The following is a 25299-nucleotide window of genomic DNA, read 5'->3' on the forward strand; positions in this document are numbered from 1 at the left end:
GCGTGTTCGCCGGGTTGGTGCTTGGCTCGGTCGGCACCGGCGTCCTGGACCGCTGCAAAACGGCAGCGTTGCTCTCGGTGGCCTCGCAACCGATGAACCTGCTGCTGGCCCGCCGCCCGCCTTGCGCTCCGGCTGGATGCCACGAGCCGCCATCAACGCGAATCGGCCGCCGGGATGGGCAACGTGCGATCTTGCGGAAACGAGACGCGCTGGAACGCGCCCAGTGCATGCTTGGCCAGCTCGACTGCGGCCAGATAGGAAAGCGTCAGCGCGACGATCATCGCCAGCGCCGGCAACGGCAGTGGCACGAAGCCGAAGGCATCGGCCCAGGGGAGCCACGGCATCGCCACCGCCAGCGCCGTGATCGCGAGGCTGCTCGCCGCCAGCCAGGCAGAGGGCCGATCGCGCCACGCGGCGTGCGGCGTGCGGATCAGGAAGATGACCAGGACCTGCGTGGCCATCGACTGCACGAACCACGCGCTCTGGAAGACGGCGGCCGGGACGTGCAGAACGAGCACCATCAGCGCGAACGCGGCGAGGTCGAACACCGAGCTCAGCGTGCCGAAGCACAACATGAAGTTGCGGATCTCGGCGACATCCCAGCGCTGCGGCACGAACAGTTGGGCGTCGCTCACGCGGTCGGTCGGGATCGCGAGTTCCGACAGGTCGTAGAGGAAGTTGTTGAGCAGGATCTGCACCGGCCGCATCGGCAGGAACGGCAGGAACACCGCGGCGGCTGCCATGCTGACCATGTTGCCGAAGTTGGAACTGGTGGCCATCTTCACGTACTTGCCGACGTTGACCACGGTGCGCCGGCCTTCACGCAAGCCGTCGCACAGCACCGCGAGGTCTTGCTCCAGGAGAACCAGATCGGCCGCCTGCTTGGCGACGTCGACTGCGCCGTCGACCGAGATGCCGACGTCGGCCGAGTGCAGCGGCGGCGCGTCGTTGATGCCGTCGCCGAGGTAGCCGACGACATGCCCGCCGGCCTGAAGCGCGCGCACGATGCGGTTCTTCTGCTCCGGTGTCACGCGGCAGAACAAGGTGGCATCGGACGCCGCGGCGCGCAGCGCATGGTCGTCGAGTGCGGCGATCTGCGTGCCGGTCAACACGCCGCCAAGCGGCAGGGACAGCGCGCCGCACAGGTGCCGGGCCACGGCTTCGTGGTCGCCGGTGACGATCTTCACCGCCACGCCGTGCGCCCGCAGCGAGCGCAGCGCCTCGGCCGCAGACGCCTTGGGCGGATCGGTGAACGCAACGAAGCCGGCAAAGATGAAGTCGTGTTCGTCGCGCGCCGTGACATCCGTCGTGGCGTTGTCGATACACCGCGTGGCCACGGCCAGCAGGCGCAGGCCCTGCTCGCCGCACTGCGCAAACAGGCGTTCGATGGAGATACGGCGCGCTGCGTCTAACGCCGCGATGCCCGAACCCTGCTCGACACCCACACACAGGCGCAAGATGTCTTCCGGCGCACCTTTGGCCACGAGCAGCCGGGAGCCCGCGCGCTCGACCAGCACCGAGACCCGGCGCCGCTCGAAGTCGAAGGGCACTTCATCGAGCTTGCGCCAGCCCTCTGCATCTAGCTGGCCGTGGGCAAGGATGGCGTCGTCCAGCGGGCTCTTCAGCCCGGTCTCGAAGTGGCTGTTGAGCCACGCCAGTTCGAGCACGCGCGGGCTCGGCTCGCCTTCGGCATCGAGCGCACGCTCGACGCGCAAGCGCGCCTCGGTCAGGGTCCCGGTCTTGTCGGTGCACAACACGTCCATCGCGCCGAGGTCCTGCACCGCGGCGAGCCGCTTGACGACAACCTTGCGGCGCGCCAAGCGCGCGGCACCGCGGGCCAGTGTCACCGACACGATCATCGGCAGCAGCTCCGGCGTCAGGCCCACGGCCAGCGCGACCGCGAAGAGGAAGGATTCCAGCATCGGCCGCTGGTTCAGCAGGTTGACAAAACGACGGCCAGTACCAGCGCCACCGTGGCACGCGTCAGCAGTAGACCGAAGCGACGCGTCGCGCGTTCGAAGGCTGTCGGCGGCGGCGCCTGCGCGAGGCGATGCGCCAGCCGGCCCAGCTCTGTCTGCCGCCCGGTCGCGCACACCAGCACGCGGGCCGATCCGCTGACCACACTGCTGCCCATCAGGGCGGCGTGCGGGCAGCCGAGTGCGACCTGCTCGGTCCCGGCAGTAGCGCGCGGCCGCTTCTCGACAGGGAACGCCTCGCCCGTCAGAGACGCCTCGTTGACGAAGAAGTCATTCGCCTCCAGCAACCGCCCATCGGCCGGCACCAGGTTACCGGCAGCCAGCATGACGCAGTCGCCAGGAACCAGGCGTGACGCCGGCAGCTCGACCTCGCGCCCATCGCGCCAGGCCCGCACGCGCAAGGCCACCGAACGTTGCAGTGCCTCGACGGCGCGTCCCGCGCGATGCTCCTGGAACAGGTCGAGGCAGATGCTCGCCAGCACCACCGCAGTGACAAGACCGAAGCTGATCGCATCGCCGGTCGCGGCGGCGATCCCCGAGGCCACCAGCAGCACCAAAGTCAGCGGTTCCAGCAGGCGCGTGGCGACGCGGCGGACGAACGATGACCCTTTGGCCTGCTCGAGCCGGTTCTCGCCATGGCGGCGCAGGCGCGCGGCTGCCTGGCGCTGCGTCAAGCCTCGCGGGGTCGTGTGCAGCGTCGCCAGCAGCCGGTCGAGCGGCAACAGCCACCAAGTCGCGGGCGCCTTGTGCTGCACCACCGGAGACTCAGCGCATCAGCACGTACTGCCCCGGCGCATCCGCCAGCACGGCATAGCCCTGCGCGGCCGCGCCGACGGCCGGTGGCGTGACCAGACGGCCGGAGCGGCTCGCCAGCCAGCGTTGCCACTCGGGCCACCAGGAGCCGGGCTTTGCCTCGGCCTGCGCGAGATACAGGTCGGGGTCGATGTACTTGCCATCCGCGGCGCGGGTGCGCACGCGGTAGTGCCGGTGGGGATGGCCCGGCGGGCTGACGACGCCGACGTTGTGGCCGCCGCTGGTCAGCACGAAGGTCAGTTCGGTGTCGGTCAGCACGTGCAGCTTGTAGACCGAGCGCCACGGCGCGACATGGTCCGTCTCGGTGCCGAGGCAGAACACGGGCACGTGCACGTCGCCCAGCGCGACCGGCTTGCCGGCCACACGGAAGCGCGCAGCGGCCAGATCGTTGCGCAGGAAGAGGCGCTTCAGATACTGAGCGTGCATGCGGTAGGGCATGCGGGTGGCGTCCTGGTTCCAGGCCATCAGGTCGGTCATGGGCGCGCGCTCACCCATCAGGTAGTCGCGCACACCGCGCGACCAGATCAGATCGTTGGAGCGCAGAATCTGGAAGGCGCCGGCCATCTGGTCGCTGGCGAGGTAGCCGCGATCGAACATGATGTCCTCGAGAAACGCCACCTCGCTGTCGTCGATGAAAAGGGCGATCTCGCCCGGCTCGGTGAAATCGGTCTGCGCGGCCAGCAGCGTCAGCGAGGCGAGGCGATCGTCGCCGTCGCGCGCCATCGCGGCGGCGCCGATCGCCAGCAGCGTGCCGCCCAGGCAGTAGCCGACGGCATGCACGCGGCGTTTCGGCACGATCGCGCCGACCGCGTCGAGCGCGTCGTACAAACCCATGCGCAGGTAGTCCTCCATGCCGTAGTCGCGCTCGGCTTCGCCCGGGTTCTTCCACGACACGCAGAACACCGTGTGGCCTTGATCGACGAGATACCGGATCAGCGAGTCGTGCGGCGACAGGTCGAGCACGTAGTACTTCATGATCCACGCGGGCACGATCAGGATCGGCTCGGGATGCACCTTCGGCGTGGTCGGCGTGTACTGGATCAGCTCGACGAGCGAATTGCGCAGCACGACCTTCCCCGGCGTAGTGGCCAGGTTCCCACCGACGCCCCAAGCCTCGCTGCCCGCGCTCGGGCGGCCCGCCTTCAGGCGCTCCCAATCGTCCCACCAGTGCCCGGCGCCCTGCGCCAGGTTGGCGCCGAGGGTGGAGAGCGTGCGCTGCAGCACCAGCGGATTGGTGGCGACGAAATTGCTCGGCGAGCACAGGTCCAGCAGTTGGCGGGTGATGAAGGTCACCACCTCCTCATGGTGCTTCGAGACGCCGCGCACTCCGGTGGTGGCGTTGTGCCACCATTGTTGGGTGAGCAGGAAAGACTGCGAGATCAGGTTGAACGGCCACTGGTGCCAGGCCGGGTCGGCGAAGCGCCTGTCCTGCGGCAGCGGCTCGATGCAGCAGGGCGCTTCGGGGCTCGTTGCATGCGCGAGGTACAAGGCGAGCCGAAGCGCCTTGCGCCAGGCTTTGTGCACCAGCTCGGCCTGCTTGGCCGGCGACAGCGCCAGGTGCGACAACCAGTCGACATAGGCGAGCAGCAGCGCCGACGGCGAGACGCCGCGCGTGGCGTGCCCGAGTTGCGCGTGCAGCCAGCGATCGAACCCTTCGGTGGGCTCACCCACGGGAATGTCCAGCACCGGCGGCGCTCGAGCTGCGTCGACCTCGATCTGCTGAGTCATGGTCCGTCCCATCCATCCAGCACCTCACTATAGGGACGGCCGGCGCGACCGCCATTGACGCAGCGCAAGCGGACCCCCCTGGCGCGCGGCGAGACTGGCTGCCGTGAAGATCCCCTTCGATCGCTGGCTCGGCTGGCCCACGCTGCTCCTGCTGCTGCTCGGCCTCTGGTTGCTGGGAAGCAGCTTGCGCGACCAGCGCACCGTCGAGGCGGTGCCTTACAGCGTGTTCGAGCAGTACCTGCGCGACGGCCAGTTGACCGACGTGCAGGTCGGCGACCAGGTGATCAGCGCTAGGTTCACCTCGCCGCACGACGGCAAGGCGACCGTCGTCGCCGAGCTGGTCGAACCGGCGATGGCCGAGCGCATGTCGCACTATGGCGTGTCGTACCGGCGCGTGCGCGAATCGAACTGGCTCTCCCAACTGTTGTCGTGGATGGCCGGGCCGCTGCTGTTGCTCGGATTCTGGTACTTCATGAGCCGCCGCATCGACGGGCAACAGGGCGGCGCCGGCTTCCTGGGCATCGGCCGCAGCCATGCCAAGGTCTACATGGAGAAGTCCACCGGTGTTCGCTTCGACGACGTCGCCGGCGTCGACGAGGCCAAGGCCGAGCTGCAGGAGATCGTCGACTTTCTGAGGGACCCGAAGGCGCACGGGCGACTCGGCGCCCGCATGCCCAAGGGCGTGCTGCTGATGGGGCCGACCGGGACCGGCAAGACGCTGCTGGCGCGTGCGGTGGCTGGCGAGGCCGGGGTGCCGTTCTTCTCGATCAGCGGCTCCGAGTTCATCGAAATGTTCGTCGGCGTCGGTGCGGCGCGCGTGCGCGATCTGTTCGAGCAGGCTCGTGCCGCGGCGCCGGCGATCATCTTCATCGATGAGTTGGACGCGCTCGGCAAGGCGCGCGGCATGGGCGCGCTGGTGGGCGGCCACGACGAGCGTGAGCAGACACTGAACCAGTTGCTGGTCGAGCTCGACGGCTTCGATCCGAGCGTCGGGGTGGTGCTGCTCGCGGCGACGAACCGGCCCGAGATCCTCGACCCGGCGCTGTTGCGCGCCGGCCGCTTCGACCGCCAGGTGCTCGTGGACCGGCCCGACAGGTCGGGTCGGCGCGCGATCCTGCGGGTGCACGCTGCGAAGGTCCGCCTCGCGCCCGATTGGGACCTCGATCAGGTGGCCGCGATCACGGTCGGATTCGCCGGCGCGGACCTGGCGAACCTCGTCAACGAGGCGGCCCTGGTCGCGACGCGCCGGCGGGCGGATGCCGTGACGCTGGCCGATTTCACCATCGCGATCGAGCGCATCGTGGCCGGCATCGAGAAGAAGCACGGCCTGCTCGGGGAGGACGAGAAGCGTCTCGTCGCCTACCACGAGCTGGGGCACGCACTGACCGCACTCGCACTGCCAAGCACCGACCGAGTGCAGAAAGTGTCGATCGTGCCGCACGGCATCGGCGCGCTCGGCTACACGCTGCAGCGCCCGAGCGAGGACCGTCACCTGCAGCGGCGCACAGAACTGATCGACCGGCTGACCGTGCTGCTTGGCGGCCGGGCGGCGGAGGAACTCGTCTTCGGAGAACCGTCGACCGGCGCCGCGGACGATCTGGCGCGCGCCACCGGGATGGCGCGCGACATGGTGCTGCGCTTCGGCATGGACGAGGGCCTCGGGCCGGTGGCCTACGCCGATGCGCCAGCGAGTCCCTTGGTCGGTCTGCCCGCCATGCCGACTCTGTCCGAGCGCGCCAGCCCGGCCACCGCCGAACGCATCGATGCGGCCGTGCAGGCGCTGCTCGGCCACGCCCGGCAACGCGCCACCGAGATCCTGCGCGACAACCGCGAGATGCTGGACCGCACGGCTGCAGCGCTGATGGCGCAGGAGACGCTCGACGAAGAGGCCCTGCTGGCGCTGACGGCAGGCCTGCGTGCGGCTGGGCGTCCAGCCGCAATCCGGCAGGTCGCCTGAAGGCGGATCGTCGCGGTCGATCACACAGTGTTGCGCAGCGATGCTGCGCGTTATCGGCGTCGTCGCGATGTGTTGTCGTCGCCCCTCCGTCCTGTTCCCATGGCGAGACCGCCAGAAACCGGAGGAGCAAGAGATGAGCGCTGGTGCCATCGCCGCGGACCTGGGCTACCAGCTGCGCTTCCACTCGCTCTTCCACGAAGGCCGCGGCTGCGTTTCCCGTGCGACGCCGCCGGCAGGTCGACCTGGGAACCTTGAGCCCGCACGCGCTCAGCAACTACTTCTACGCCCGCAAGGTGATCGGCCGGGAACCCGCGATGCCCGCCATCGAGTCGACGATGCACCGACGCCGCCTGGGCGGCGGAATTCTTGACCGGGCGCAAGCCGGCCGCACGGCAGTTGCGAACAATGCGAAGCACCGCCCACCTCGAGGAGTCAGCCATGCCCAAGATGAAAGCCGCCGTCTTCGTCGAGCCGGGACGCATCGTCCTCGAGGACAAGCCGATTCCGGACATCGGTCCGCTCGATGCGCTGGTGCGCATCACCACCACGACCATCTGCGGCACCGACGTCCACATCCTGAAGGGCGAGTACCCGGTCGCCCGCGGCCTCACCGTCGGTCACGAACCCGTGGGGGTGATCGAGAAGCTCGGTTCGGCCGTCGAGGGCTACGAGGAAGGGCAGCGCGTCGTCGCGGGCGCCATCACGCCCAGCGGCTGGAGCAATGCCTGCCTCTGCGGTGCTTGCTCGCAGGACGGCGCGGGAACCGCGCACGGGTGGAAGCCGATGGGTGGCTGGCGCTTCGGCAACACCATCGACGGCTGCCAAGCCGAGTACGTGCGCGTGCCCGACGCCATGGCCAACCTGGCGCGGGTGCCCGACGGCCTCACCGACGAGCAGGTGCTGATGTGCCCCGACATCATGTCGACCGGCTTCGGCGGCGCCGAAAGTGCAGGCATCCGAATCGGTGACATTGTGGCGGTGTTTGCTCAAGGCCCGATCGGGCTTTGCGCAACAGCCGGCGCGAAGCTGTGCGGTGCCAGCGTCGTGATCGGCGTGGACCGGCTGCCCGAGCGTCTGGCGATGGCTCGGCGCATGGGGGCCGATCATGTCATCGATGCCTCGCGGGTCGATCCGGTCGAGGAGATCGCACGGCTGACCGGTGGCCGCGGCGTCGACGTGGCGATCGAGGCGCTGGGGACACAGCAGACTTTCGAGTCGTGCTTGCGGGTTCTGCGTCCCGGTGGCACGCTGTCCAGTCTGGGCGTGTACTCCACCGACCTGAAGATTCCACTCGGCGCCTTTGCTGCGGGGTTGGGCGATCACAAGATCGTGACGACGCTGTGCCCGGGCGGCAAGGAACGCATGCGGCGGCTGATGTCGGTGATCGAGCGCGGGCGCATCGATCTGGGCGCCATGGTCACGCACCGCTACCGGCTCGACGACATCGAGACCGCCTACGAGCTCTTCGGTCAGCAGCGCGATGGCGTGCTGAAGATCGCGATCACGCCGTGAAGCACCGGGTTCGCGCGTGACCGTCCGCAACCTCGATGCCCTGCTGCGGCCTTCGTCGGTCGCCGTCATCGGAGCTTCCGATCGCATTGGCAGCGTCGGCGGTACCGTATGGCGGAACCTGCGCGCGGGCGGTTTCCAGGGGCCGGTGCTGGCCGTGAACCCGCACCACGCGGTCCTGGACGGACAGCCCGTGGTCCCAAACATCGGGGCCCTCCTCGTGGTGCCGGATCTGGCCGTGCTCTGCACACCTCCGGAAACGCTGCCGCCACTCGTCGCCGAGCTCGGCGCACGCGGTACACGCGCCGCGATCGTGATGACCGCGGGCCTCGATGCCATGCGGAAGCAGGCGCTGCTGGACGCCGCGCGGCCGCATCTGCTGCGCGTACTGGGGCCCAACTGCCTCGGTCTGCTCACACCCGCCATCGGGCTGAACGCGAGCTTCGCTCACGCCGACGCGCTGCCCGGAGACATCGCCTTCGTCTCGCAATCGGGCGCGCTCGTCACCGCCGTTCTGGATTGGGCCCGATCGCGGCGCCTCGGCTTCTCGCATCTCGTCTCGCTCGGCGAACATGCCGACGTCGACTTCGGCGACCTGCTCGACTACCTGGCGAGCGACCCGCAGACGCGCTCCATCCTGCTCTACATCGAGAGCATCGAGTCACCGCGCAAGTTCATGTCCGCGGCGCGTGCGGCCGCGCGCAACAAGCCGGTCGTCGTCGTGAAGGCCGGGCGTGCCGGCAACGGCATCCATGCCGCCGCATCGCACACCGGGGCTTTGGCCGGCTCGGACGTCGTGTTCGATGCGGCGATCCGCCGCGCCGGCATGCTGCGCGTGGACACGCTGCAGGAACTCTTCACGGCCGCGGAGACGCTGGCGCGCTTTCGCGGCGGCCACGACGGTACCCTGACCATCGTGACCAACGGCGGCGGCGCCGGCGTGATGGCCGCCGATGCGGCCTCGCTCGCCGGCATCCCGCTGCGCGAGCTCGGCCCCGAGCTGCTTAGCCGGCTCGACGCCGGGCTGCCGGCCACCTGGTCGCACGCCAATCCGATCGACATCATCGGCGACGCGCCCGTGCATCGTTACACCGACACATTGCGGGCGCTGCTCGCCGATCGCGACACCGGCGCGGTGCTGTTCCTGCATGCGCCCACCGCGATCGTGCGCAGCGACGACATCGCGCGTGCCTGCGCGCCGATCGTGCGCCCCGATGCCGATCGCGTGATGGCATGCTGGCTCGGGGACGCCGCCGTGACCGACGCGCGGCGCATCTTCGAGGAGGCCGGCGTGGCCGACTACGCGACCCCCGAAGAGGCCGTGCATGCGTTCGCCAGCGTCGTGACCTACCGCCGCAACCAGGCCCTTCTGACCGAGGCACCGACGGCCAGCGAGAACGGACCGCCCGCTGTCGACGTGGCCCGCACCGTCATTGCGCGCGCGCTCGACGCCGGCCGCGAGATGCTCGACGAGTCGGAGGCCAAGGCCGTGTTGGTCGCCTACGGCATTCCGGTGGTAAAGACATTGGCCGTCGACGCGTCGGCCGATGCCGCAGAGGATGCAGCGCGGACACTGGGCTATCCGGTGGCGCTGAAGATCCGCTCGCGCGACATCAGCCACAAGTCGGATGTCGGCGGTGTCGCCCTCGACTTGTGCGACGGAGCGGCAGTGCGCGACGCCACCGACAGCATGCTCTCGCGCATCCGCGGGAGCCGGCCGCAGGCACGCATCGATGGCTTCACGGTCCAGGCGATGGGGAAGCGGCCGCTGGCGCAGGAGCTGATCGTCGGCGCCAGCATCGACCCGCTGTTCGGGCCGGTGATCCTGTTCGGCCAGGGCGGCACCGCGGTCGAGGTGCTCGCCGACCGCGCGGTGGCGCTGCCGCCGCTGAACCGCGTCCTAGCGCACGAGGCAATCGGGCGCACGCGGGTGGCCAAGCTGCTTGCCGGCTACCGCGACCATCCGCCGGCGAAGCTCGACGCGATCGCCGACGTGCTGGTCGCGGTCTCGCAGATGCTCGCCGACCTGCCGCAGATCGCCGAGCTCGACATCAATCCGCTGTGGGCCGACGCCGACGGCGTGCTGACGCTCGACGCACGGCTGCGCGTGAGCCGCAAGCAGTGCGCCGGCGCGCAGCGGTTCGCCATCGCGCCCTACCCTGCCGAGCTCGCCGAGACCGTGGCGTGGCGCGGCCGCGAGTTGCTGCTGCGCCCGATCAGGCCGGAAGACGAGGCGCGCCACCGCGCATTCTTCGAGCAAGTCGAGCCCCGCGACTTGCGCCTGCGCTTCTTCAGCAGCCGACGCGAGTTGCCGCGCAGCGAGTTGGCGCGCCTGGTCCAGATCGACTACGCACGCGAGATGGCCTTCATCGCACTGCTCGCGCCCGCCCGCGGCGGCGCGCCCGAGACCGTCGGTGTGGTGCGCGTCGTGTGCGACCCGGACAACGTCGAGGCCGAGCTCGCGATCCTCGTGCGCTCGGACCTGAAGCATCAGGGCCTGGGCCATCTGTTGCTGGACAAGGCGATCCGCCATCTGCGCGGGCACGGGACGCAGCGCGTCGTCGCCGACGTTCTGCACGAGAACGCCGCGATGCGCGAGCTGGCGCGCAGCCACGGCTTCACGGCTGAACCGGGGCAGGATTCGACGGCGTCAATGCGCCTGGTGCGAGAACTGGCAGCCGACCGCGGCGCGCCGATCACGGTCCACCCATGAGACCCGAGGCGCTTTCGACCTTCGCCGCGGCAAAGACCGGGGCGCAAGCAGCGCCCTTCGCCGCCGGCGAACGCATCGTCGGCGCACTCCAGCGCAAGCTGGGCGCGCGCCTCGTCGAGACCCACATCTCGTGGGTGCTGCTCGGCGCCGGGCAAGTCTGGAAGATCAAGAAGCCGGTGACGCTGCCGTTCGTCGACTTCAGCACGCTGGAGGCGCGCCGGCGCATGTGCGCCGAGGAGTTGCAGCTGAATCGCCGCCTCGCGCCTTCGATCTACCAGGCCGTCGTCCCGGTGACCGGCGAGCCCGACGACCCGGTGCTCGGCGGGTCCGGGCCTGCGATCGAGTGGGCGCTCGTGATGCGCCGCTTCGCCGATGGGGCGCTGTTCAGCGAGCGCCTGGCGGCCGGCACGCTGACGCCAGCGCTCGTCGACAAGCTGGCGGAACGGCTGGCCACCTTCCATGCCGCGGCGCCTCGCGCCAGCGCGGGCACGGCCTACGGCAGCCCGACTCGCATCGCGGCCGACACGTGTCACTTGCTCGAAGGTCTTGCCGCGCACGGCGTGCAGACGCAGGCGTTCGAAACCTGGGCCCGCTCGCAGGCGTCGGCACTCGACGGCCACTGGCGGGCGCGCCAGCGCGAAGGCTGGGTGCGCGAAGGCCATGGCGACCTGCACCTGGCCAACCTGTTCGCCGAAGGCGACGAGGCAACCGCCTTCGATGGCATCGAGTTCGACCCGGCGATGCGCTGGATCGACGTCCAGGCCGACATCGCCTTCACCGTGATGGACCTGACGGCTCACGGACGCACTGACCTCGGATTCCGCTTCCTCGATCGTTGGCTCGCGGCCACCGGCGACCACGCCGGTCTGGCCGTGTTGCGCTACTACCTCGTCTACCGTGCCCTCGTGCGGGCGATGGTCGCGACGCTGCACTCACCGGTGACCGAGGCGCCCGACTACCTGGGCCTGGCACGGCACTGGATCGCGCCCGCGAGCGGGCGGCTGCTGCTGATGCATGGCGTGTCCGGCTCGGGCAAGAGCACCATCGCGGAGCGCCTGCTCGAACGCGCAGGCGCGGTGCGGTTGCGTTCTGACGTCGAGCGCAAGCGCCTGCATGGGCTGGCGGCGCTGGCGCGCAGCGGAGCAGGACTGGGCGACGGTCCCTACGATGCGGCGGGCACGGAGCAGACCTATGCGTACCTGCGTGACGCTGCGCACCACGCGCTCGCGGCCGGCTGGCCGGTGATCGTCGACGCGACCTTCCTTTCCGAGGCGCCGCGGCGCATGTTCCGCGCGCTGGCCGACCAGATGCGGGTGCCGTTCTCGATCCTGCACTGCGAGGCACCCCGGGACGTTCTTGCCGTGCGTCTGGCGCAGCGTGCCGCCGCCGCGAGCGACGCTTCGGAAGGCGGCACCGAGGTGCTGGAGCATCAGTTGCGCACACAGCAGCTGCTGGCCGAAGACGAGCTTGCCCACGTGCTGCCGCTGGCCGGTGACATCGATGCGCTGGCGGCGCACTGGCTCGCCGCCGACGCGCGCTGAGCCGGGTCCTTCCGTGCGCCATCAGGGTCGGCAGCGTCATCGATTGCAGCAGCGTGCGCGTTGCGCCGCCGAACACCCGTTCGCGTGCGCGGCTGTGACCATAACAACCGCAGACCAGCAGATCGGCTTCAAGGTCGGCAGCGCGCGAAAGCAACAACTCGCCCAGCGCGTCGGGCTGCGCCCCGGCCGACACGTCCAGCCGGCCCTGGACATCGTGCCGCGCCAGCCAGTGCCGCACGCCCTCGGCGCTGGCTCCGGCATCCTCGCCCCAGCCGACGACAGTGATCGTTTGTGCCGGTCGCAGCAGCGGCAGCGCTGCGTGCAGCGCGCGGGCTGCCTCGCGCGTCGGCTTCCAGGCCACCATCGCCCGGTATCCCATTCCCTTGTAGGGCATGGCTTGCGGGACAAGCAGCGCCGGCATGCCGCTGTCGATGACCACCGCCTGAACGAAGTCGGCGCGCAGCTCGCTGGCCCGGCGCAACGCGGGCCTGCGCTGGCCCAGAACCACCAGGTCGTGCACGAGCGCTGCACGCGCCGTCTCGGCAACGGGCATGCCGTCGCGGCACTCTCGCCAGTTCATCGGTACGTCGGACTCGGCCAGCCAACCCGCAGAGCCGTCGAGACGATGGCCCGGCTGCCGCAGGACCTGGCGCGGCGGCTGCATCGGGCGCGGCGCGGCAATCTGAAGGTGAGCATCGAGATCGACGACCTTCACCACCACGGCGATCCGCTCGATCGTGCCGCGAGCCGGCTCTCGCTGGCGCTGGTGACCGCGGCGCTGATCATCGGCTCGTCGATCGTGATGACCATCCGCGGCGGCCCCCCGCTGCTGGGTCTGCCGGCGTTCGGGCTTGTCGGGTTCGCCGGCGCCGTGTTCAGCGCATTGCTGCCGCTGCGGGCGGTCGCAAACGGAAGACGGCGGCCCGACGAGGAAAGATGAAGATGCCGCTCGTCGACTCGCCTCTCTTCCGCGCCCGCGGTCTCGCAAAAACCTACCGCACCGGCGAGGTCGAGGTGCGCGCGCTGCGCGACGTCGACCTCGACATCGCGCGCGGCGAGTTCATCGTGCTGCTCGGACCTTCGGGCAGCGGCAAGTCGACGCTGCTGAACATCCTCGGTGGGCTCGACGTGCCGAGCGCCGGCACTCTTCAGTTTGGCCCGACGCGCCTGGACGGGGCGGGCGACGCCGCGCTCACCGCCTATCGACGCGAGCACGTGGGCTTCGTGTTTCAGTTCTACAACCTGATCCCGAGCCTGACCGTCCGGGAGAACGTCGCCCTCGTGACCGAGATCGCGCGCGACCCGATGCCGGCTGATGAGGCGGTGGCACAGGTGGGCCTGGCGCCGCGGCGCGACCATTTCCCGGCCCAGCTGTCAGGCGGCGAGCAGCAGCGCGTGGCGATCGCGCGCGCCATCGCCAAGCGGCCCGAGGTGCTGCTGTGCGACGAGCCGACCGGCGCGCTCGACTTCCAGACCGGCAAGCTGGTGCTGGAAGTGATCGAGCGCGTCAACCGCGAGCTGGGCACGACCGCGATCGTGATCACGCACAACGCGGCAATCGCCGGGATGGCCGATCGCGTGATCCATCTCGCCGACGGCCGCATCCAGCGCATCGAAGTGCCCGCGCGCAAGCTGACGCCGGCCGAACTGGCTTGGTGACGGTTCATGAAGGCCCTCGACCGCAAGCTGCTGCGCGACCTGCGCCTGATGTGGAGCCAGGCGCTGACGATCGCGCTGGTGGTCGCTGCCGGCATCGCCGGCTTCATCGCCAGTCTGTCGGCAGTGGACTCGCTGGCCGCCGCGCGCGACGACTACTATGCCGCCGGCCGCTTCGCCGACGTGTTCGCGAACCTGAAGCGCGCGCCCGACTCGTTGCAGGTCACGCTGCGCGAGCAGCCCGGCGTGGCCGACCTGGAAGCCGGCGTCGAGACGATGGCGCGCATCACGTTGCCCGGCGTGCCAGATCCCATCATCGGTCAACTCGTCGGCCTGGACCTGGAACGCCCACAACGGCTCAACGTGGTGAGCGTCGCCGCCGGCGCGGCGCTGCAGCCCTTCGACGCCGACGGGGGCGCACGCAGCATCCCGGTGCTGGTGTCGCGCGGCTTTGCGCAGGCGCGCGGGCTGAAACCCGGCGCCACGCTGCAGGCGCAGATCAACGGCCGCTTGCGCACCCTGCGCGTGAGCGGGCTGGCGCTGTCGCCGGAGTTCGTGTTTGCGGGCCTCTGGGGCATGCCGGACCAGCGCGGATACGGCATCTTCTGGGTCGACCGCCGCGTCCTCGCCGCCGCCATCGACATGGACGGCGCGTTCAACCGCCTCGCGGTGCGGCTGGCGCCGGGCGCCGACACCACCGCGACGATGGCTGCGCTGGCGCGCCGCCTGGCGCCCTACGGCGGCCGCGATGTGCACGGCCGCGCCGACCAGGCTTCGCACCAGATGCTGGACAACGAGATCAAGGCGCAGCACGTCATCGGCACCGTGGTGCCGGCGATCTTCCTCGGCGTCGCGGCCTTCCTGCTGCACGTGGTGATCTCGCGCCTGGTCGGCACACAGCGCGAACAGATCGCGGCGTTGAAAGCGCTGGGCTATACCGACCGCGCGATCGGCATGCACTACCTGAAGCTGGTTCTGGCGATCGTGATCGTCGGTCTGGGCCTGGGTCTGCTGCTGGGCCGCTGGATGGGAACGATGCTCACGGGACTCTACGCCGAGCTGTTCCAGTTCCCGCGCTTCGAACACCGCCTCGCGCCCTGGCTGGCGGCGACCAGCGCGGCGGTGGCGCTGCTCACCGCGGTGCTGGGCACGCTGAGCGCGGTGCTGGCCACGGTGCGCTTGCCGCCGGCCGAGGCGATGCGCCCGCCGGCGCCCGACCGCTACCGCCGCACCTTGCTGGAGCGGCTGGGCGTGCAGCACATGGCGCCGGCGCTGCGCATGGTCATCCGCAACATGGAGCGGCGGCCCCTGCGCACCGCCTCCAGCATCACCGGCATCGCCGCCGCGGTGGCCATCACGATCATGGGCAACTTCTTCCGCGACGCGATCGACGTCATCGTGCACACACAGTTCGAGCTCGGCCTGCGCGGCGACGTCACGGTCTGGGCTGTCGAGCCGGTCGATGACGCGGCGCGCCTCGAGCTGATGCGGCTGCCTGGCGTGCGCCAGGTCGAATCGACGCGCTTCGTGCCAGTGACGCTGGTGCACGGCCACCGCCACGAACGCGGCCTGATCCGCGGGTATGCCGCCCGGCCCGCGCTGTACCGCGTGGTCGATCTCGACGGGGCGGTCATACCGCTCGCCGGCGATGGCGTCGTGCTCTCCGACCGGCTGGCCGACAAGCTCGGGCTGCGGGTCGGCGACACCGTGCAGGCCGAACTGCTGACCGGCGAGCCGCGCACGCTGGCGCTGCGCGTCGATGCCACGGTGCGCGAGATGATGGGCCTCAACGCCTACATGGAGCGCGGTGCTCTCAACCGCGCGCTCGGCGACAGCGACGTCTCCACCGGCTGGGTGCTAGGCGTCGAGCCGGGCCGCGAGGCCGCGCTGCTGGAGGCCAGCAAAGCGCTGCCCCGCGCAGCCGGTGCCTTCAGCAAGGCGACGATGCTGCGCAACATGCAGGAGATCAGCGCGCGCAACGTGCGCATCACGAGCACGGTACTGACGCTGTTCGCCGCGATGATCTCGATCGGCGTGGTCTACAACAACGCGCGCATCGCGCTCGCCGAGCGCGGCTGGGAGCTGGCCTCGCTGCGCGTGCTCGGCTTCACGCGCGCCGAGGTCTCGGCGCTGCTGCTGGGCGAGTTGGCGCTGGCGATTGCGCTTGCGCTGCCGCTCGGCATGGCGCTCGGCTGGGCACTGGTGCACGGCGTCAACGAGCTGCTTCGCTCGGACCAGTTCCTGTTCCCCGCCACGATCCGCCCGCGCACGTACGCCTGGGCCGCGTTGTGTGTCGCGGTTGCCGGAGTGGGCAGCGCGCTCGTGGTGCGCCGGCGCATCGACCGGCTCGACCTGGTGGCGGTGCTGAAGACGAGGGAGTGATGATTAAGAAGACCACCATGGCCTACACCGCCGGTGCGCTGCTGGCAGCGGCTTTGCTGCTGACCTGGGCCTTCGCGCCGCGGCCGATGGACGTGCAGACGGCCCAGGCCAGGCTCGGCCGCTTCGAGGCCGCGATCGAGGAGGACGGGCGCACGCGGCTGCGCGAGCGCTACCTCGTCTCGGCGCCGCTGGCGGGCCGACTGCGGCGCATCGAGCTCCACGAGGGCGACCGCGTGCAAGCCGGCGCGGTTCTCGCCATGCTCGACCCGGTGCTGCCGCCGATGCTGGACGAACGCACGCTGCGCGAACAGCAGTCGCAGCTCGAGATCGCGCGAGCCAACGTGCAGCGCGCCGGCGCCCGCGCTGCGCGCGCCGCGGTCGCGCGGCTGCAGGCCGCGCACGACGCCAGCCGCAGCGCCGAGCTTGCGCAGCAGGGCTTCGTTGCCATGACGCGGCTGGAATCCGACCGCCTGGCGCTCGCCGCCGCCGAGCGCGAAGTCGATGCGGCCGAGAGCGAGCGGCTGGTTGCAGTGCATGGCGTCGAGCAAGCCCGCGCCGCGCTCGCCGCCGTGCGGCAGCCCACGCCCGGGCGCGCCTTCACGCTGCGGGCACCGGTGGCAGGCACGGTGCTGCGGGTCGCGCAGGAGAGCGAGGCCAGCGTCGCCACCGGCGCGCCACTGATGGAACTGGGCGACGTACGTGAACTGGAAATCGTGGCAGAGCTCTTGACCGCCGACGCGCTGCAGGCCGCGCCCGGCAGCCGCGTGCTCATCGAGCGCTGGGGCGGCGAAGGCGTACTCGAAGGACGCGTGCGCCGCGTCGAGCCGGCCGCGTTCACCAAGGTCTCGGCGCTCGGCGTCGAGGAACAGCGCGTGCGCGTGCTGATCGATCTGGTTGCGCTCGAGCGAGCGCCGGCGCGCTGGCGCTTGCTCGGAGACGGCTTCCGTGTCGGCGTGCGCATCATCACGGTGTCCGAAGAACAGGCGGTCGTGGTTCCTGTCAGTGCGGTGTTCCCGTCGGTCGACGATGGCGGCGCGGGCGCTGCCGTGATGGTGGTCGAAGACGGCCGTGCCCAACTGCGCCGCGTCGATCTGGGCGCACGCAATGGCAGCCAGGCCTGGCTCCGCGGGGGGCTGGCCGCAGGCGCCACGGTCATCGTCTACCCACCGCCAGCGCTGCAGCCGGGCCAGCGGGTACGCGGGAAGGCCGGCTGAACCCTGACAGCCCGGAAGGCGTGCGGCTCGCTTGACGGAGCGCAACACCAATTCTCGCCTGCTGGAGATGCTTCAGCATGTGGAGCGATCTCGACCCATGGCGGTTGACAAGTCGCCTCTGTACCGGCGCCGCCTCGGCGCACGGGCGGCTTCGATGCCGCCGGCCGAACTGCTGCCGGTGGGGAAGGCCGAACTCATGCGCGGATTCGACGACTGGGCCACGGATCGGGACATCCACCTGGATGAGATCCACCGCTTCATCGCCGATCCGGGGAACAGCTTGCGCCGCTGTGGCCATTGGGCCGCGCTCCTCATCGCCGCTTGATCAGCGCAGGGCACTGGAGGAGCGGGTGACGCCGGCACCTCTGCCTGGGCCATGAGACGATGTGCTCGGCGTTTCCTCGTATCGGTCGAACAACCGACTCGCCTGTGGCGGCAAGATCGTTCGTTCGCGACCGTGCAACGAGATCGGCAGGAGGAATGCGCATTCGTGTAGCTAAGTGCGTAGCTGATTCAGAATCGAATCAATTACTCTGTTGATGTGTATCGATTTTTTCCTCTTATGAGACTTGCCACCTGGAACGTCAACTCGCTCGCCGTGCGCCTGCCTCAGGTGCTGGACTGGTTGACCGCGAACCCGGTCGACGCGCTGGTGCTGCAGGAAACCAAGCTCACCGACGACAAGTTCCCGCGCGCCGAAATCGAGGCCGCCGGTTACGCGGTGCAGTGGTTCGGGCAGAAGACCTACAACGGCGTGGCGCTGCTGTCGCGCGAGCCGGCGCATGACGTGACGAAGAACATCTTCGGCTTCGCCGACGAGCAGGCCCGCGTGATCGCCGGCACGGTGGACGGCGTGCGCGTGATCGGCGCCTACTTCCCGAACGGCCAGGCGCCGGACAGCGAGAAGTTCACCTACAAGATGGCCTGGCTGCAGGCGCTGCGCGACTGGGTGCGCAGCGAGCTGGCCGCGCACCCGCGGCTGGTGCTGATGGGCGACTTCAACATCGCGCCGGAAGACCGTGATGTGCACGACCCGGTGCTGTGGGCCGGGCAGATCCATTGCACACCGCAGGAGCGTGAGCACTTCCGCGAGTTGATCGCGCTCGGCCTGGTCGATGCCTTCCGACTGTTCGAGCAGCCGCCCAAGAGCTGGAGCTGGTGGGACTACCGCAACCTGGCGTTCCGCAAGAACCAGGGTCTGCGCATCGACCACATCCTGGTCAGCGAGGCGCTCCGACCCGCGGTGAGCGCCTGCATGATCGACAAGCTGCCCCGCAAGAACGAGCGTCCGAGCGACCACGCGCCGGTGGTCGTGGAGTTGTCGACCGCGTAGAAGGCGGCTTGCCTATTTGGCGGCGGCGGGCGGGCGCGGCAGCGGCTTGACGCTGCCGCAATCGGCGCCGAGCCACTGGCCCTCACCCTGCATCGCCATCTTCGTGCCCTTGGCGCCACCGGTGCCGCGCATCTTCATCGTGTAGCGCTCGGGGCCGAGCGTGGTGATCTCGATGTCACCCTGCGACGGCGGCTTGGTGCAGACGTACTTGATGTTCGTCGTCGCGCCGGAGCGGCTCTGGTCGTATTTGCAGTCCGGCCGCTGCTCCATCGGCACCGACTGGCGCGCCACGTCATCGGGCGTGACGCAGACCTTGCTGGTCGAGCCGCCGCCGGCGGCGGCGTCCATGCCGGCGCCGTTGCGGCCCATCATCTCTTCCATCTGCTTGCGCTGCGCCGGCGGCATGGCGGCGATCTGCTTGCGCATCTGCTCCATCTGCGCCTGCTGGGCAGGATCAAGCTCCATCTGCTGCTTGATCTGCCACAGGCCCGGCTTCATGGCGGTCTGACTCTGCGCCGGCCCGACCATCCCCGACATCCCTACTGCGCACAGCAGCGCCGCGGTACGCGTTCCGAAGTGGCTCACGGTCGTCTCCTCGTCCAGCCCGGGCATCGACCCGCGCCGGCATGGCGCCGTTCAGTCGTCGAGACCCAGTTCCTGGATTTTGCGCGTGATCGTGTTGCGGCCGATACCGAGCTTGTGGGCCGCCTCGATGCGACGGCCGCGCGTGATGTCGAGCGCGGTGTGGATCAGGCGCGCCTCGAACTTGTCGGTCAGGGCCTGCCAGACGTCGGGCACGCCGGCCTCCAGCAGGGCGCGGGCCTCGCGCTCCAGGTCGTCGAGCCAGAGACCGGCAACCGCGGCGGCCACCGCGCTCGGCGTGGCGGCCAGGCCGGACACCCCCGGCTCGCCGGCCGGAGCGGCGGGTGCCTCGGACAGGCCACCAGGGCCCGCGGCCAGCGTCACGGCCGCCGCGGGAGCGGCCAGGGCCGCGGTGGTCAGTTCCGGCGGCAGGTCCTTGGCGTCGACCATCTGCGCCGGCGCCATCACCGTGAGCCAGTGGCAGATGTTCTCGAGCTGCCGCACGTTGCCGGGGTAGTCGAAGCTTGACAGCCGAGCCAGCGCGGCCTCGCTCAGGCGCTTGGCCTCGACGCCCAGTTCCTTGGCGCTCTTCTGCAGGAAGGAGCGCGCCAGCGCCGGGATGTCCTCGCGCCGCTCGCGCAGCGCCGGCAGACGCAGGCGGATCACGTTGAGGCGGTGGAACAAGTCTTCGCGGAAGGCGCCCTGCTTCACTCGCTGCTCGAGATCCTGGTGGGTGGCGGCGATCACGCGCACCGTGCTCTTCAGTGGGTTGTGCCCGCCAACGCGATAGAACTGCCCGTCGCTCAGCACGCGCAGCAGGCGCGTCTGCAGGTCGAAGGGCATGTCGCCGATCTCGTCGAGGAACAGCGTGCCGCCGTCGGCCTGCTCGAAGCGCCCGCGCCGCGTGGTCTGCGCGCCGGTGAAGGCGCCGCGCTCGTGGCCGAACAGCTCGCTCTCGAGAAGGTCCTTCGGGATCGCCGCGGTGTTGATGGCGACGAACGGGCCGCTGGCGCGCGAGCTGTGCTTGTGCAGCGCATGCGCCACCAGTTCCTTGCCGGAGCCGCTCTCACCGGTAATGAGCACGGTGACGTTGCTCTGGCTCAGGCGACCGATGGCACGGAACACGTCCTGCATCGCCGGGGCCTGGCCGAGCATCTCGGGCACCTGGGTCAGGCGCTCGTCGCCCTCGTCCTCGCGCAGGCTCTCGTCGAGCGCGCGGCGGATCAGCTCCACGGCCTTGGGCAGGTCGAAGGGCTTCGGCAGGTATTCGAAGGCCCCGCCCTGGAAGGCCGAGACGGCGCTGTCGAGGTCGGAGTAGGCGGTCATGATGATGACCGGCAGGGCCGGCAGCCGCTCCTTGAGCGTTCCGAGCAGGTCGATGCCCGAGCCGCCGGGCATGCGGATGTCGCTCACCAGCACCTGCGGCGCGTCGCCGTCGTCGAGCGCCGCGAGCACGTCGCGCGGGTTCGCGAAGCAGCGCACCGGCAGCTCCTCGCGTTGCAGGGCCTTCTGGAGCACGAAGCGGATGGATTGATCGTCGTCGACGATCCAGATGGATTTCATGCGGCTCTGCGATCCCTGAGCGTCTTGCCAGCCGCAGCCCCGACAACGGGTCAGGGTAACGGCATCGTGATTTTGAACAGCGTCCTGCCCGGTTCACTCTCGCATTCGATCGTGCCCTGATGTTGCGCCACGAAGGTCTGTGCCAGTGTGAGCCCCAAGCCCGATCCGCCATCGCGCCCAGAAACCAGGGGGTAGAAGATGCGATCACGGATGGCCTCGGGAACGCCCGGACCGTTGTCCTCAATATGCAATTCCAGTGCCAAACGAAAGCGCTGCTTGCCGAGCGTGACCTGCCGGGCGATCCGCGTGCGCAGCACGATGCGGGCGTCACCGGCCACCATGCGCTCGCCCAGCGCCTGGGCGGCGTTGTGGGCGATGTTCAGCACCGCCTGGATCAGCTGCTCGCGGTCGCCGCGGAAGTCGGGGATGGATGTGTCGTAGTCGCGTTCGATCCGGAGCCCGCGGGGAAACTCGGCCACGATCAGGGCGCGCACCCGCTCGCACACCTCGTGGATGTTGACGTCGCCCACCACGTGCGGGCGGCGGTGCGGCGCCAGCAGCCGGTCGACCAGCGCCTGCAGGCGGTCGGCCTCGTGGATGATGACCTGGGCGTATTCGCTCAGGCCCTTGGACTCGACCTCCATCTGCAGCAGTTGCGCCGCGCCACGGATGCCGCCCAGCGGGTTCTTGATCTCGTGCGCCAGGTTGCGAATCAGCTCCTTGGTGGCGCGCACCTGGTCCAGCGCGCGCTCCTCGCGGTCCTGCCGGGTCTGCTGCTCGATCTCGATCAGCTCGACCAGCGTGACGTCGGACTGCTCCATCTGGTTGACGATCACGTGCACGAGCAGCGGCTCACCGGGTGACACGAAGGGCCGCTTGAGCTGGGCGTCGAGGCGGCTGGTCGAGAACTCGTTGCAGGCCACCGCGGCGACGGTGTCCCGCAGCAGCGAGGGATCGACGAACCATTCGAACCAGTCGCGCCGCAGCACGTTGCGGCGCGACAGGCCCAGGACGTTCTCGAACGCCGCGTTGGCGAACAGGCAGCGCCCGTCGGGCTGGACCACCGCCACCATGGTGGCGAGCAGGTCGAAGGCCTCGCTCCAGTGCGCCGCAGCCGGCAGTGTCGTGCTTGTCGTGCCGGCCGCGACGGCGATGCCGCGCCGCTCAGCCACCGCTGCCGCCGGTGACCTTGGAGAGCTCGCGCCGCAGGGCCGCCACGTCGGACTCGGAGCGCTCGATGCTGGCCTTCATCTCGGCCACGCGGTCGAGGTACTTCTGGTAGTTCTTCTCGTCGCCGCGTCGCTCGGGCTGGCCGTTGTTGTACTCCTGCTTCAGCGCCGTCAGGCGCTCCTCTTCGCGGCGCAGCTCGGTCTCGAGGATGCGGCGCTTGTCGGTGTCGCGCGCCCGCTGGTCGGCCGGGTCGACACGGCTGTCTGCGGGACGCGATTCGCCGCTCGGCGTGGCGGCCGGAGCGCGCCGCGCCGGCGCCTGGATCACCGTGATCGGCGCGCCCTCGAGCGTCTTGCAGCCCTTGGCGGCGGCCTCCTTCGGCGTGTAGGCGCTGGTGTACAGGTTGCCCGGGCACTTGTAGATGACGGGCTCCTGGGCCCCCGCGCCAGCGGCCGAGCTCACCAGCCCTGCCGCGACCAGCACGCGCAGTTCAACCGTCCATCGACTCATCCCGACTCCTTCATCCTGACGATCCGCAACAGCGCGACGCCCTGCGACCGGAGTATCCGGCATCCCGCATTCAACGCGCGGTGGGCGGCTGGAGCACACAGCGCCGCCAAGAAAAAGGGACGGCAGATGCCGTCCCTTGCTCACACGCGACTTGCGCGCCGGTCGGCGGGCCCGCAGGCCCGCCTCGGCGATCAGAGCGTGTAGTACATGTCGAACTCGACCGGATGGGTCGCCATGCGGAAGCGCGTGACTTCCTGCATCTTGAGGTCGATGTAGGCGTCGAGGTAGGAGTCGGTGAACACGCCCCCCTTGGTGAGGAAGGCACGGTCCTTCTCCAGGTACTCGAGCGCCTGCTCGAGGCTGGCGCAGACGGTCGGGATCTTCGCGTCCTCTTCCGGCGGCAGGTGGTACAGGTCCTTGGTGGCGGCTTCGCCCGGGTGGATCTTGTTCTCCACGCCGTCCAGGCCGGCCATCAGCAGCGCCGCGAAACCCAGGTAGGGGTTCATCAGGGGATCGGGGAAGCGCGCCTCGACACGACGGCCCTTCGGGTTCGCCACGTAGGGGATGCGGATCGAGGCCGAGCGGTTCTTGGCCGAGTAGGCCAGCTTCACCGGGGCTTCGAAGCCGGGCACCAGGCGCTTGTAGCTGTTGGTGCCGGGGTTCGTGATCGCGTTCAGCGCACGGGCGTGCTTGATGATGCCGCCGATGTAGAACAGCGCGAACTCGCTCAGGCCGGCGTAGCCGTCACCGGCGAACAGGTTCTTGCCGTCCTTCCAGACCGACTGGTGAACGTGCATGCCCGAGCCGTTGTCGCCGACGATGGGCTTGGGCATGAAGGTCGCGGTCTTGCCGTAGGCATGGGCCACGTTGTGGATCACGTACTTCTGCAGCTGCACCCAGTCGGCGCGCTGGATCAGCGTGCTGAACTTCGTGCCGATCTCCATCTGGCCGGCATTCGCCACCTCGTGGTGGTGCACCTCGACCGGGATGCCCAGGGATTCGAGGATCAGACACATCTCCGAACGCAGGTCCTGGCCCGAATCGACCGGCGGCACCGGGAAGTAGCCGCCCTTGACGGCCGGACGGAAGCCCGAGTTGCCATGCTCGTATTCCTTGCCGGTGTTCCAGGCGGCTTCCTCGCTCTCGATCTTGGCGAAGCAGCCCGACATGTCGTTGCTCCAGCGCACGCTGTCGAACACGAAGAACTCCGGCTCCGGGCCGAAGTAGGCGGCATCGCCCAGGCCCGAGGCCTTCATGTAGGCCTCGGCGCGCTTGGCAAGCGAGCGCGGGTCGCGCTCGTAGGCCTTGCCGTCGGCCGGGTCGATGACGTCGCAGGTCAGGATCAGCGTCGGCTCTTCGAAGAACGGGTCGATGTTGGCCGTGTTCGGGTCGGGCATCAGCTGCATGTCGGAGGCTTCGATGCCCTTCCAGCCGGCGATCGAAGAGCCATCGAAGGCGTGGCCCGACGTGAACTTGTCTTCGTCGAAATGCGAGACGGGCACGGATACGTGCTGCTCTTTGCCGCGGGTGTCGGTGAAACGGAAATCAACGAACTTGATCTCGTTTTCCTTCACCATCTTCATCACGTCGGCGACGGTCTTGTTGGCCATCAGGTGCTCCTAGCGGGACGTTGTGTCGGTGTGGGGGAAATGGGGCTGAGAGGCCCCGGCAATGGCCGGAAAGGGCTCTTGGAAATTTAGCAGAAACCATGCCCAGGACAGGAGCACGAACGGTGCACGCGTGCGCCTCGACGGCCCATGGACGGCAAGGCGGATCGATCAGGCACCAATTCAACGCGGATTACGCACCTTAACCGGGCGATTCCGGGCGTCGTCATCGCACCATTTCGGGGCCTAGCCTGGCTCCGTGGTTGGCCAGTCCCTCCAGCAGCACGGCGTAGGCGCGACCCAGCGAGAGCGCGTTGGCGCCCTTCACGCCGAGCTCGATGTGGCGCCCGTGCTCCGGGTGGTCGACGCTCGGGAGGCTGAACACCTTGACGTCGCCGAACTCGGCCTCGATGGCCTCCATCAGCGGCGTCAGCGTGGCCTCCATGGCGCCGTAGACGATCACCGAGCGCTCGGCCTGGCCGCCGCCGCGCAGGTGACCGTAGTGCGTGTCGAGCACCCAGGCCATCATCGGCCACGCCATCACCGGGAAGCCGGGGACGAAATGCACGGCACCGCCGGCCGGACCGTCGAGTGTGAAACCGGCGATCTTGTTGTACGGATTGGGGATGAGGCGCGCGCCTTCGGGGAACACGCCCATGTTGAGCCGGTGGCGGTTGTCGTCGCGATCGGGTTCGTAGGGTAGGCCCTGCTCCGCCGCCACATCGCGCATGCGCTCGAGGATGAGGTCGCGCGCCTGCGGGTGCAACGCCAGCGGCACGCCGAGCGCCGCCGCCGCGCACTGGCGCGTGTGGTCGTCCGGCGTCGCGCCGATGCCGCCGCAGGAGAACACCGCCGCACCGCTGGCGAAGGCGTCGCGCAGGTCCGCGGTGATGCGCGCGCGGTCATCGCCGGCGTAGCGCGCCCAGGCCAGCTGCAGGCCGCGTTCGGCCAGCAGTTCGATGGTCTTGGCGAGGTGCTTGTCCTGGCGCTTGCCCGACAGGATCTCGTCCCCGATGATCAGCAGTCCGAATTCCATGTTCGTTTT

The 25299-nt window shown here is 69.5% G+C and carries 19 protein-coding genes; 10 read left to right on the forward strand and 9 right to left on the reverse strand.

Annotation, left to right across the window (positions count from 1 at the left end; genetic code table 11):
* Positions 1-152: 152 nt before the first annotated feature.
* The 3 genes from mgtA to MPE_RS10390 all read right to left on the reverse strand — a co-directional run bounded on the left by mgtA (position 153) and on the right by MPE_RS10390 (position 4517).
* Positions 153-1922 (reverse strand): magnesium-translocating P-type ATPase, encoded by a 1770-nt coding sequence (gene mgtA / locus MPE_RS10385; protein ID WP_237706307.1) that lies wholly within the window; start codon positions 1920-1922, stop codon positions 153-155.
* Between the two features lie 11 nt (positions 1923-1933).
* On the reverse strand, positions 1934-2650 hold the full coding sequence (locus MPE_RS25000) for a P-type ATPase actuator domain-containing protein (RefSeq protein WP_237706309.1): 717 nt from the start codon (positions 2648-2650) through the stop codon (positions 1934-1936).
* 91 nt (positions 2651-2741) lie between these two features.
* Entirely contained in the window at positions 2742-4517 is a 1776-nt protein-coding gene (locus tag MPE_RS10390; RefSeq protein WP_148210929.1) for a PHA/PHB synthase family protein, read from the reverse strand.
* Between the two features lie 103 nt (positions 4518-4620).
* Here MPE_RS10390 and ftsH point away from each other — a divergent pair, with 103 nt between their 5' ends.
* From ftsH to xth, 10 genes are all read left to right on the forward strand, one after another.
* Entirely contained in the window at positions 4621-6474 is a 1854-nt protein-coding gene (ftsH, locus tag MPE_RS10395) for an ATP-dependent zinc metalloprotease FtsH (protein ID WP_011829655.1), read from the forward strand.
* Between the two features lie 438 nt (positions 6475-6912).
* Positions 6913-7986, forward strand: a complete 1074-nt coding sequence (locus MPE_RS10400) for an NAD(P)-dependent alcohol dehydrogenase (protein WP_011829657.1) — start codon at positions 6913-6915, stop codon at positions 7984-7986.
* 16 nt (positions 7987-8002) lie between these two features.
* The gene (locus MPE_RS10405) at positions 8003-10696 is read left to right on the forward strand and encodes a bifunctional acetate--CoA ligase family protein/GNAT family N-acetyltransferase (RefSeq protein WP_011829658.1); all 2694 of its coding nucleotides are present in this window, start codon (positions 8003-8005) and stop codon (positions 10694-10696) included.
* Positions 10693-12237 carry a bifunctional aminoglycoside phosphotransferase/ATP-binding protein gene (locus MPE_RS10410; RefSeq protein WP_011829659.1) on the forward strand — a complete coding sequence of 515 codons (1545 nt, stop codon included), beginning with the start codon at positions 10693-10695 and terminating at the stop codon, positions 12235-12237. Before MPE_RS10405 ends, MPE_RS10410 begins: the two co-directional genes overlap by 4 nt.
* A gap of 13 nt (positions 12238-12250) precedes the next feature.
* On the forward strand, positions 12251-13177 hold the full coding sequence (locus MPE_RS23985) for a hypothetical protein (protein ID WP_158304611.1): 927 nt from the start codon (positions 12251-12253) through the stop codon (positions 13175-13177).
* Complete coding sequence (locus tag MPE_RS10420; RefSeq protein ID WP_011829660.1) at positions 13174-13896, forward strand: ABC transporter ATP-binding protein; 723 nt, start codon at positions 13174-13176, stop codon at positions 13894-13896. Before MPE_RS23985 ends, MPE_RS10420 begins: the two co-directional genes overlap by 4 nt.
* A 6-nt stretch (positions 13897-13902) precedes the next feature.
* On the forward strand, positions 13903-16275 hold the full coding sequence (locus MPE_RS10425) for an ABC transporter permease (protein WP_011829661.1): 2373 nt from the start codon (positions 13903-13905) through the stop codon (positions 16273-16275).
* Positions 16275-17489: an efflux RND transporter periplasmic adaptor subunit gene (locus MPE_RS10430; RefSeq protein ID WP_011829662.1), complete on the forward strand. Its 1215-nt coding sequence runs from the start codon at positions 16275-16277 to the stop codon at positions 17487-17489. The genes MPE_RS10425 and MPE_RS10430 overlap by 1 nt, the downstream gene beginning before the upstream one ends.
* A gap of 31 nt (positions 17490-17520) precedes the next feature.
* Entirely contained in the window at positions 17521-17814 is a 294-nt protein-coding gene (locus MPE_RS10435) for a hypothetical protein (RefSeq protein WP_011829663.1), read from the forward strand.
* A 237-nt stretch (positions 17815-18051) separates the two neighbouring features.
* Positions 18052-18822, forward strand: a complete 771-nt coding sequence (gene xth, locus MPE_RS10440) for an exodeoxyribonuclease III (RefSeq protein WP_011829664.1) — start codon at positions 18052-18054, stop codon at positions 18820-18822.
* Positions 18823-18834: 12 nt separating this feature from the next.
* Here the strand turns inward: xth and MPE_RS10445 are convergent, their stop codons facing one another.
* The 6 genes from MPE_RS10445 to MPE_RS10470 all read right to left on the reverse strand — a co-directional run bounded on the left by MPE_RS10445 (position 18835) and on the right by MPE_RS10470 (position 25290).
* Positions 18835-19407 carry a DUF3617 domain-containing protein gene (locus MPE_RS10445; RefSeq protein ID WP_158304612.1) on the reverse strand — a complete coding sequence of 191 codons (573 nt, stop codon included), beginning with the start codon at positions 19405-19407 and terminating at the stop codon, positions 18835-18837.
* Between the two features lie 51 nt (positions 19408-19458).
* Positions 19459-20967, reverse strand: coding sequence for a nitrogen regulation protein NR(I) (gene ntrC, locus MPE_RS10450; RefSeq protein WP_011829666.1), 1509 nt, complete (start codon positions 20965-20967; stop codon positions 19459-19461).
* Positions 20968-21017: 50 nt separating this feature from the next.
* A complete protein-coding gene (gene glnL / locus MPE_RS10455; protein WP_011829667.1) occupies positions 21018-22139 on the reverse strand; it encodes a nitrogen regulation protein NR(II) in 1122 nt (373 codons plus the stop codon).
* Complete coding sequence (locus MPE_RS10460; protein WP_011829668.1) at positions 22132-22647, reverse strand: hypothetical protein; 516 nt, start codon at positions 22645-22647, stop codon at positions 22132-22134. Before MPE_RS10460 ends, glnL begins: the two co-directional genes overlap by 8 nt.
* A 191-nt stretch (positions 22648-22838) precedes the next feature.
* Complete coding sequence (gene glnA / locus MPE_RS10465) at positions 22839-24257, reverse strand: type I glutamate--ammonia ligase (protein ID WP_011829669.1); 1419 nt, start codon at positions 24255-24257, stop codon at positions 22839-22841.
* A 223-nt stretch (positions 24258-24480) separates the two neighbouring features.
* A complete protein-coding gene (locus MPE_RS10470; protein WP_011829670.1) occupies positions 24481-25290 on the reverse strand; it encodes a competence/damage-inducible protein A in 810 nt (269 codons plus the stop codon).
* Positions 25291-25299: the final 9 nt, after the last annotated feature.

This window comes from Methylibium petroleiphilum PM1 (assembly GCF_000015725.1).
Classification (GTDB): domain Bacteria; phylum Pseudomonadota; class Gammaproteobacteria; order Burkholderiales; family Burkholderiaceae_C; genus Methylibium; species Methylibium petroleiphilum.

What these genes read in the sequence shown, in the direction of transcription:
- xth (WP_011829664.1), top strand. Translation starts at nt 18,052, where the DNA reads ATGAGACTTGCCACCTGGAACGTCAACTCGCTCGCCGTGCGCCTGCCT.
- MPE_RS10400 (WP_011829657.1), top strand. Translation starts at nt 6,913, where the DNA reads ATGCCCAAGATGAAAGCCGCCGTCTTCGTCGAGCCGGGACGCATCGTC.
- MPE_RS10390 (WP_148210929.1), bottom strand. Translation starts at nt 4,517, where the DNA reads ATGACTCAGCAGATCGAGGTCGACGCAGCTCGAGCGCCGCCGGTGCTG.
- MPE_RS10470 (WP_011829670.1), bottom strand. Translation starts at nt 25,290, where the DNA reads ATGGAATTCGGACTGCTGATCATCGGGGACGAGATCCTGTCGGGCAAG.
- ntrC (WP_011829666.1), bottom strand. Translation starts at nt 20,967, where the DNA reads ATGAAATCCATCTGGATCGTCGACGACGATCAATCCATCCGCTTCGTG.
- MPE_RS10430 (WP_011829662.1), top strand. Translation starts at nt 16,275, where the DNA reads ATGATTAAGAAGACCACCATGGCCTACACCGCCGGTGCGCTGCTGGCA.
- MPE_RS10460 (WP_011829668.1), bottom strand. Translation starts at nt 22,647, where the DNA reads ATGAGTCGATGGACGGTTGAACTGCGCGTGCTGGTCGCGGCAGGGCTG.
- MPE_RS10425 (WP_011829661.1), top strand. Translation starts at nt 13,903, where the DNA reads ATGAAGGCCCTCGACCGCAAGCTGCTGCGCGACCTGCGCCTGATGTGG.
- glnA (WP_011829669.1), bottom strand. Translation starts at nt 24,257, where the DNA reads ATGGCCAACAAGACCGTCGCCGACGTGATGAAGATGGTGAAGGAAAAC.
- MPE_RS10420 (WP_011829660.1), top strand. Translation starts at nt 13,174, where the DNA reads ATGAAGATGCCGCTCGTCGACTCGCCTCTCTTCCGCGCCCGCGGTCTC.
- mgtA (WP_237706307.1), bottom strand. Translation starts at nt 1,922, where the DNA reads ATGCTGGAATCCTTCCTCTTCGCGGTCGCGCTGGCCGTGGGCCTGACG.
- MPE_RS10410 (WP_011829659.1), top strand. Translation starts at nt 10,693, where the DNA reads ATGAGACCCGAGGCGCTTTCGACCTTCGCCGCGGCAAAGACCGGGGCG.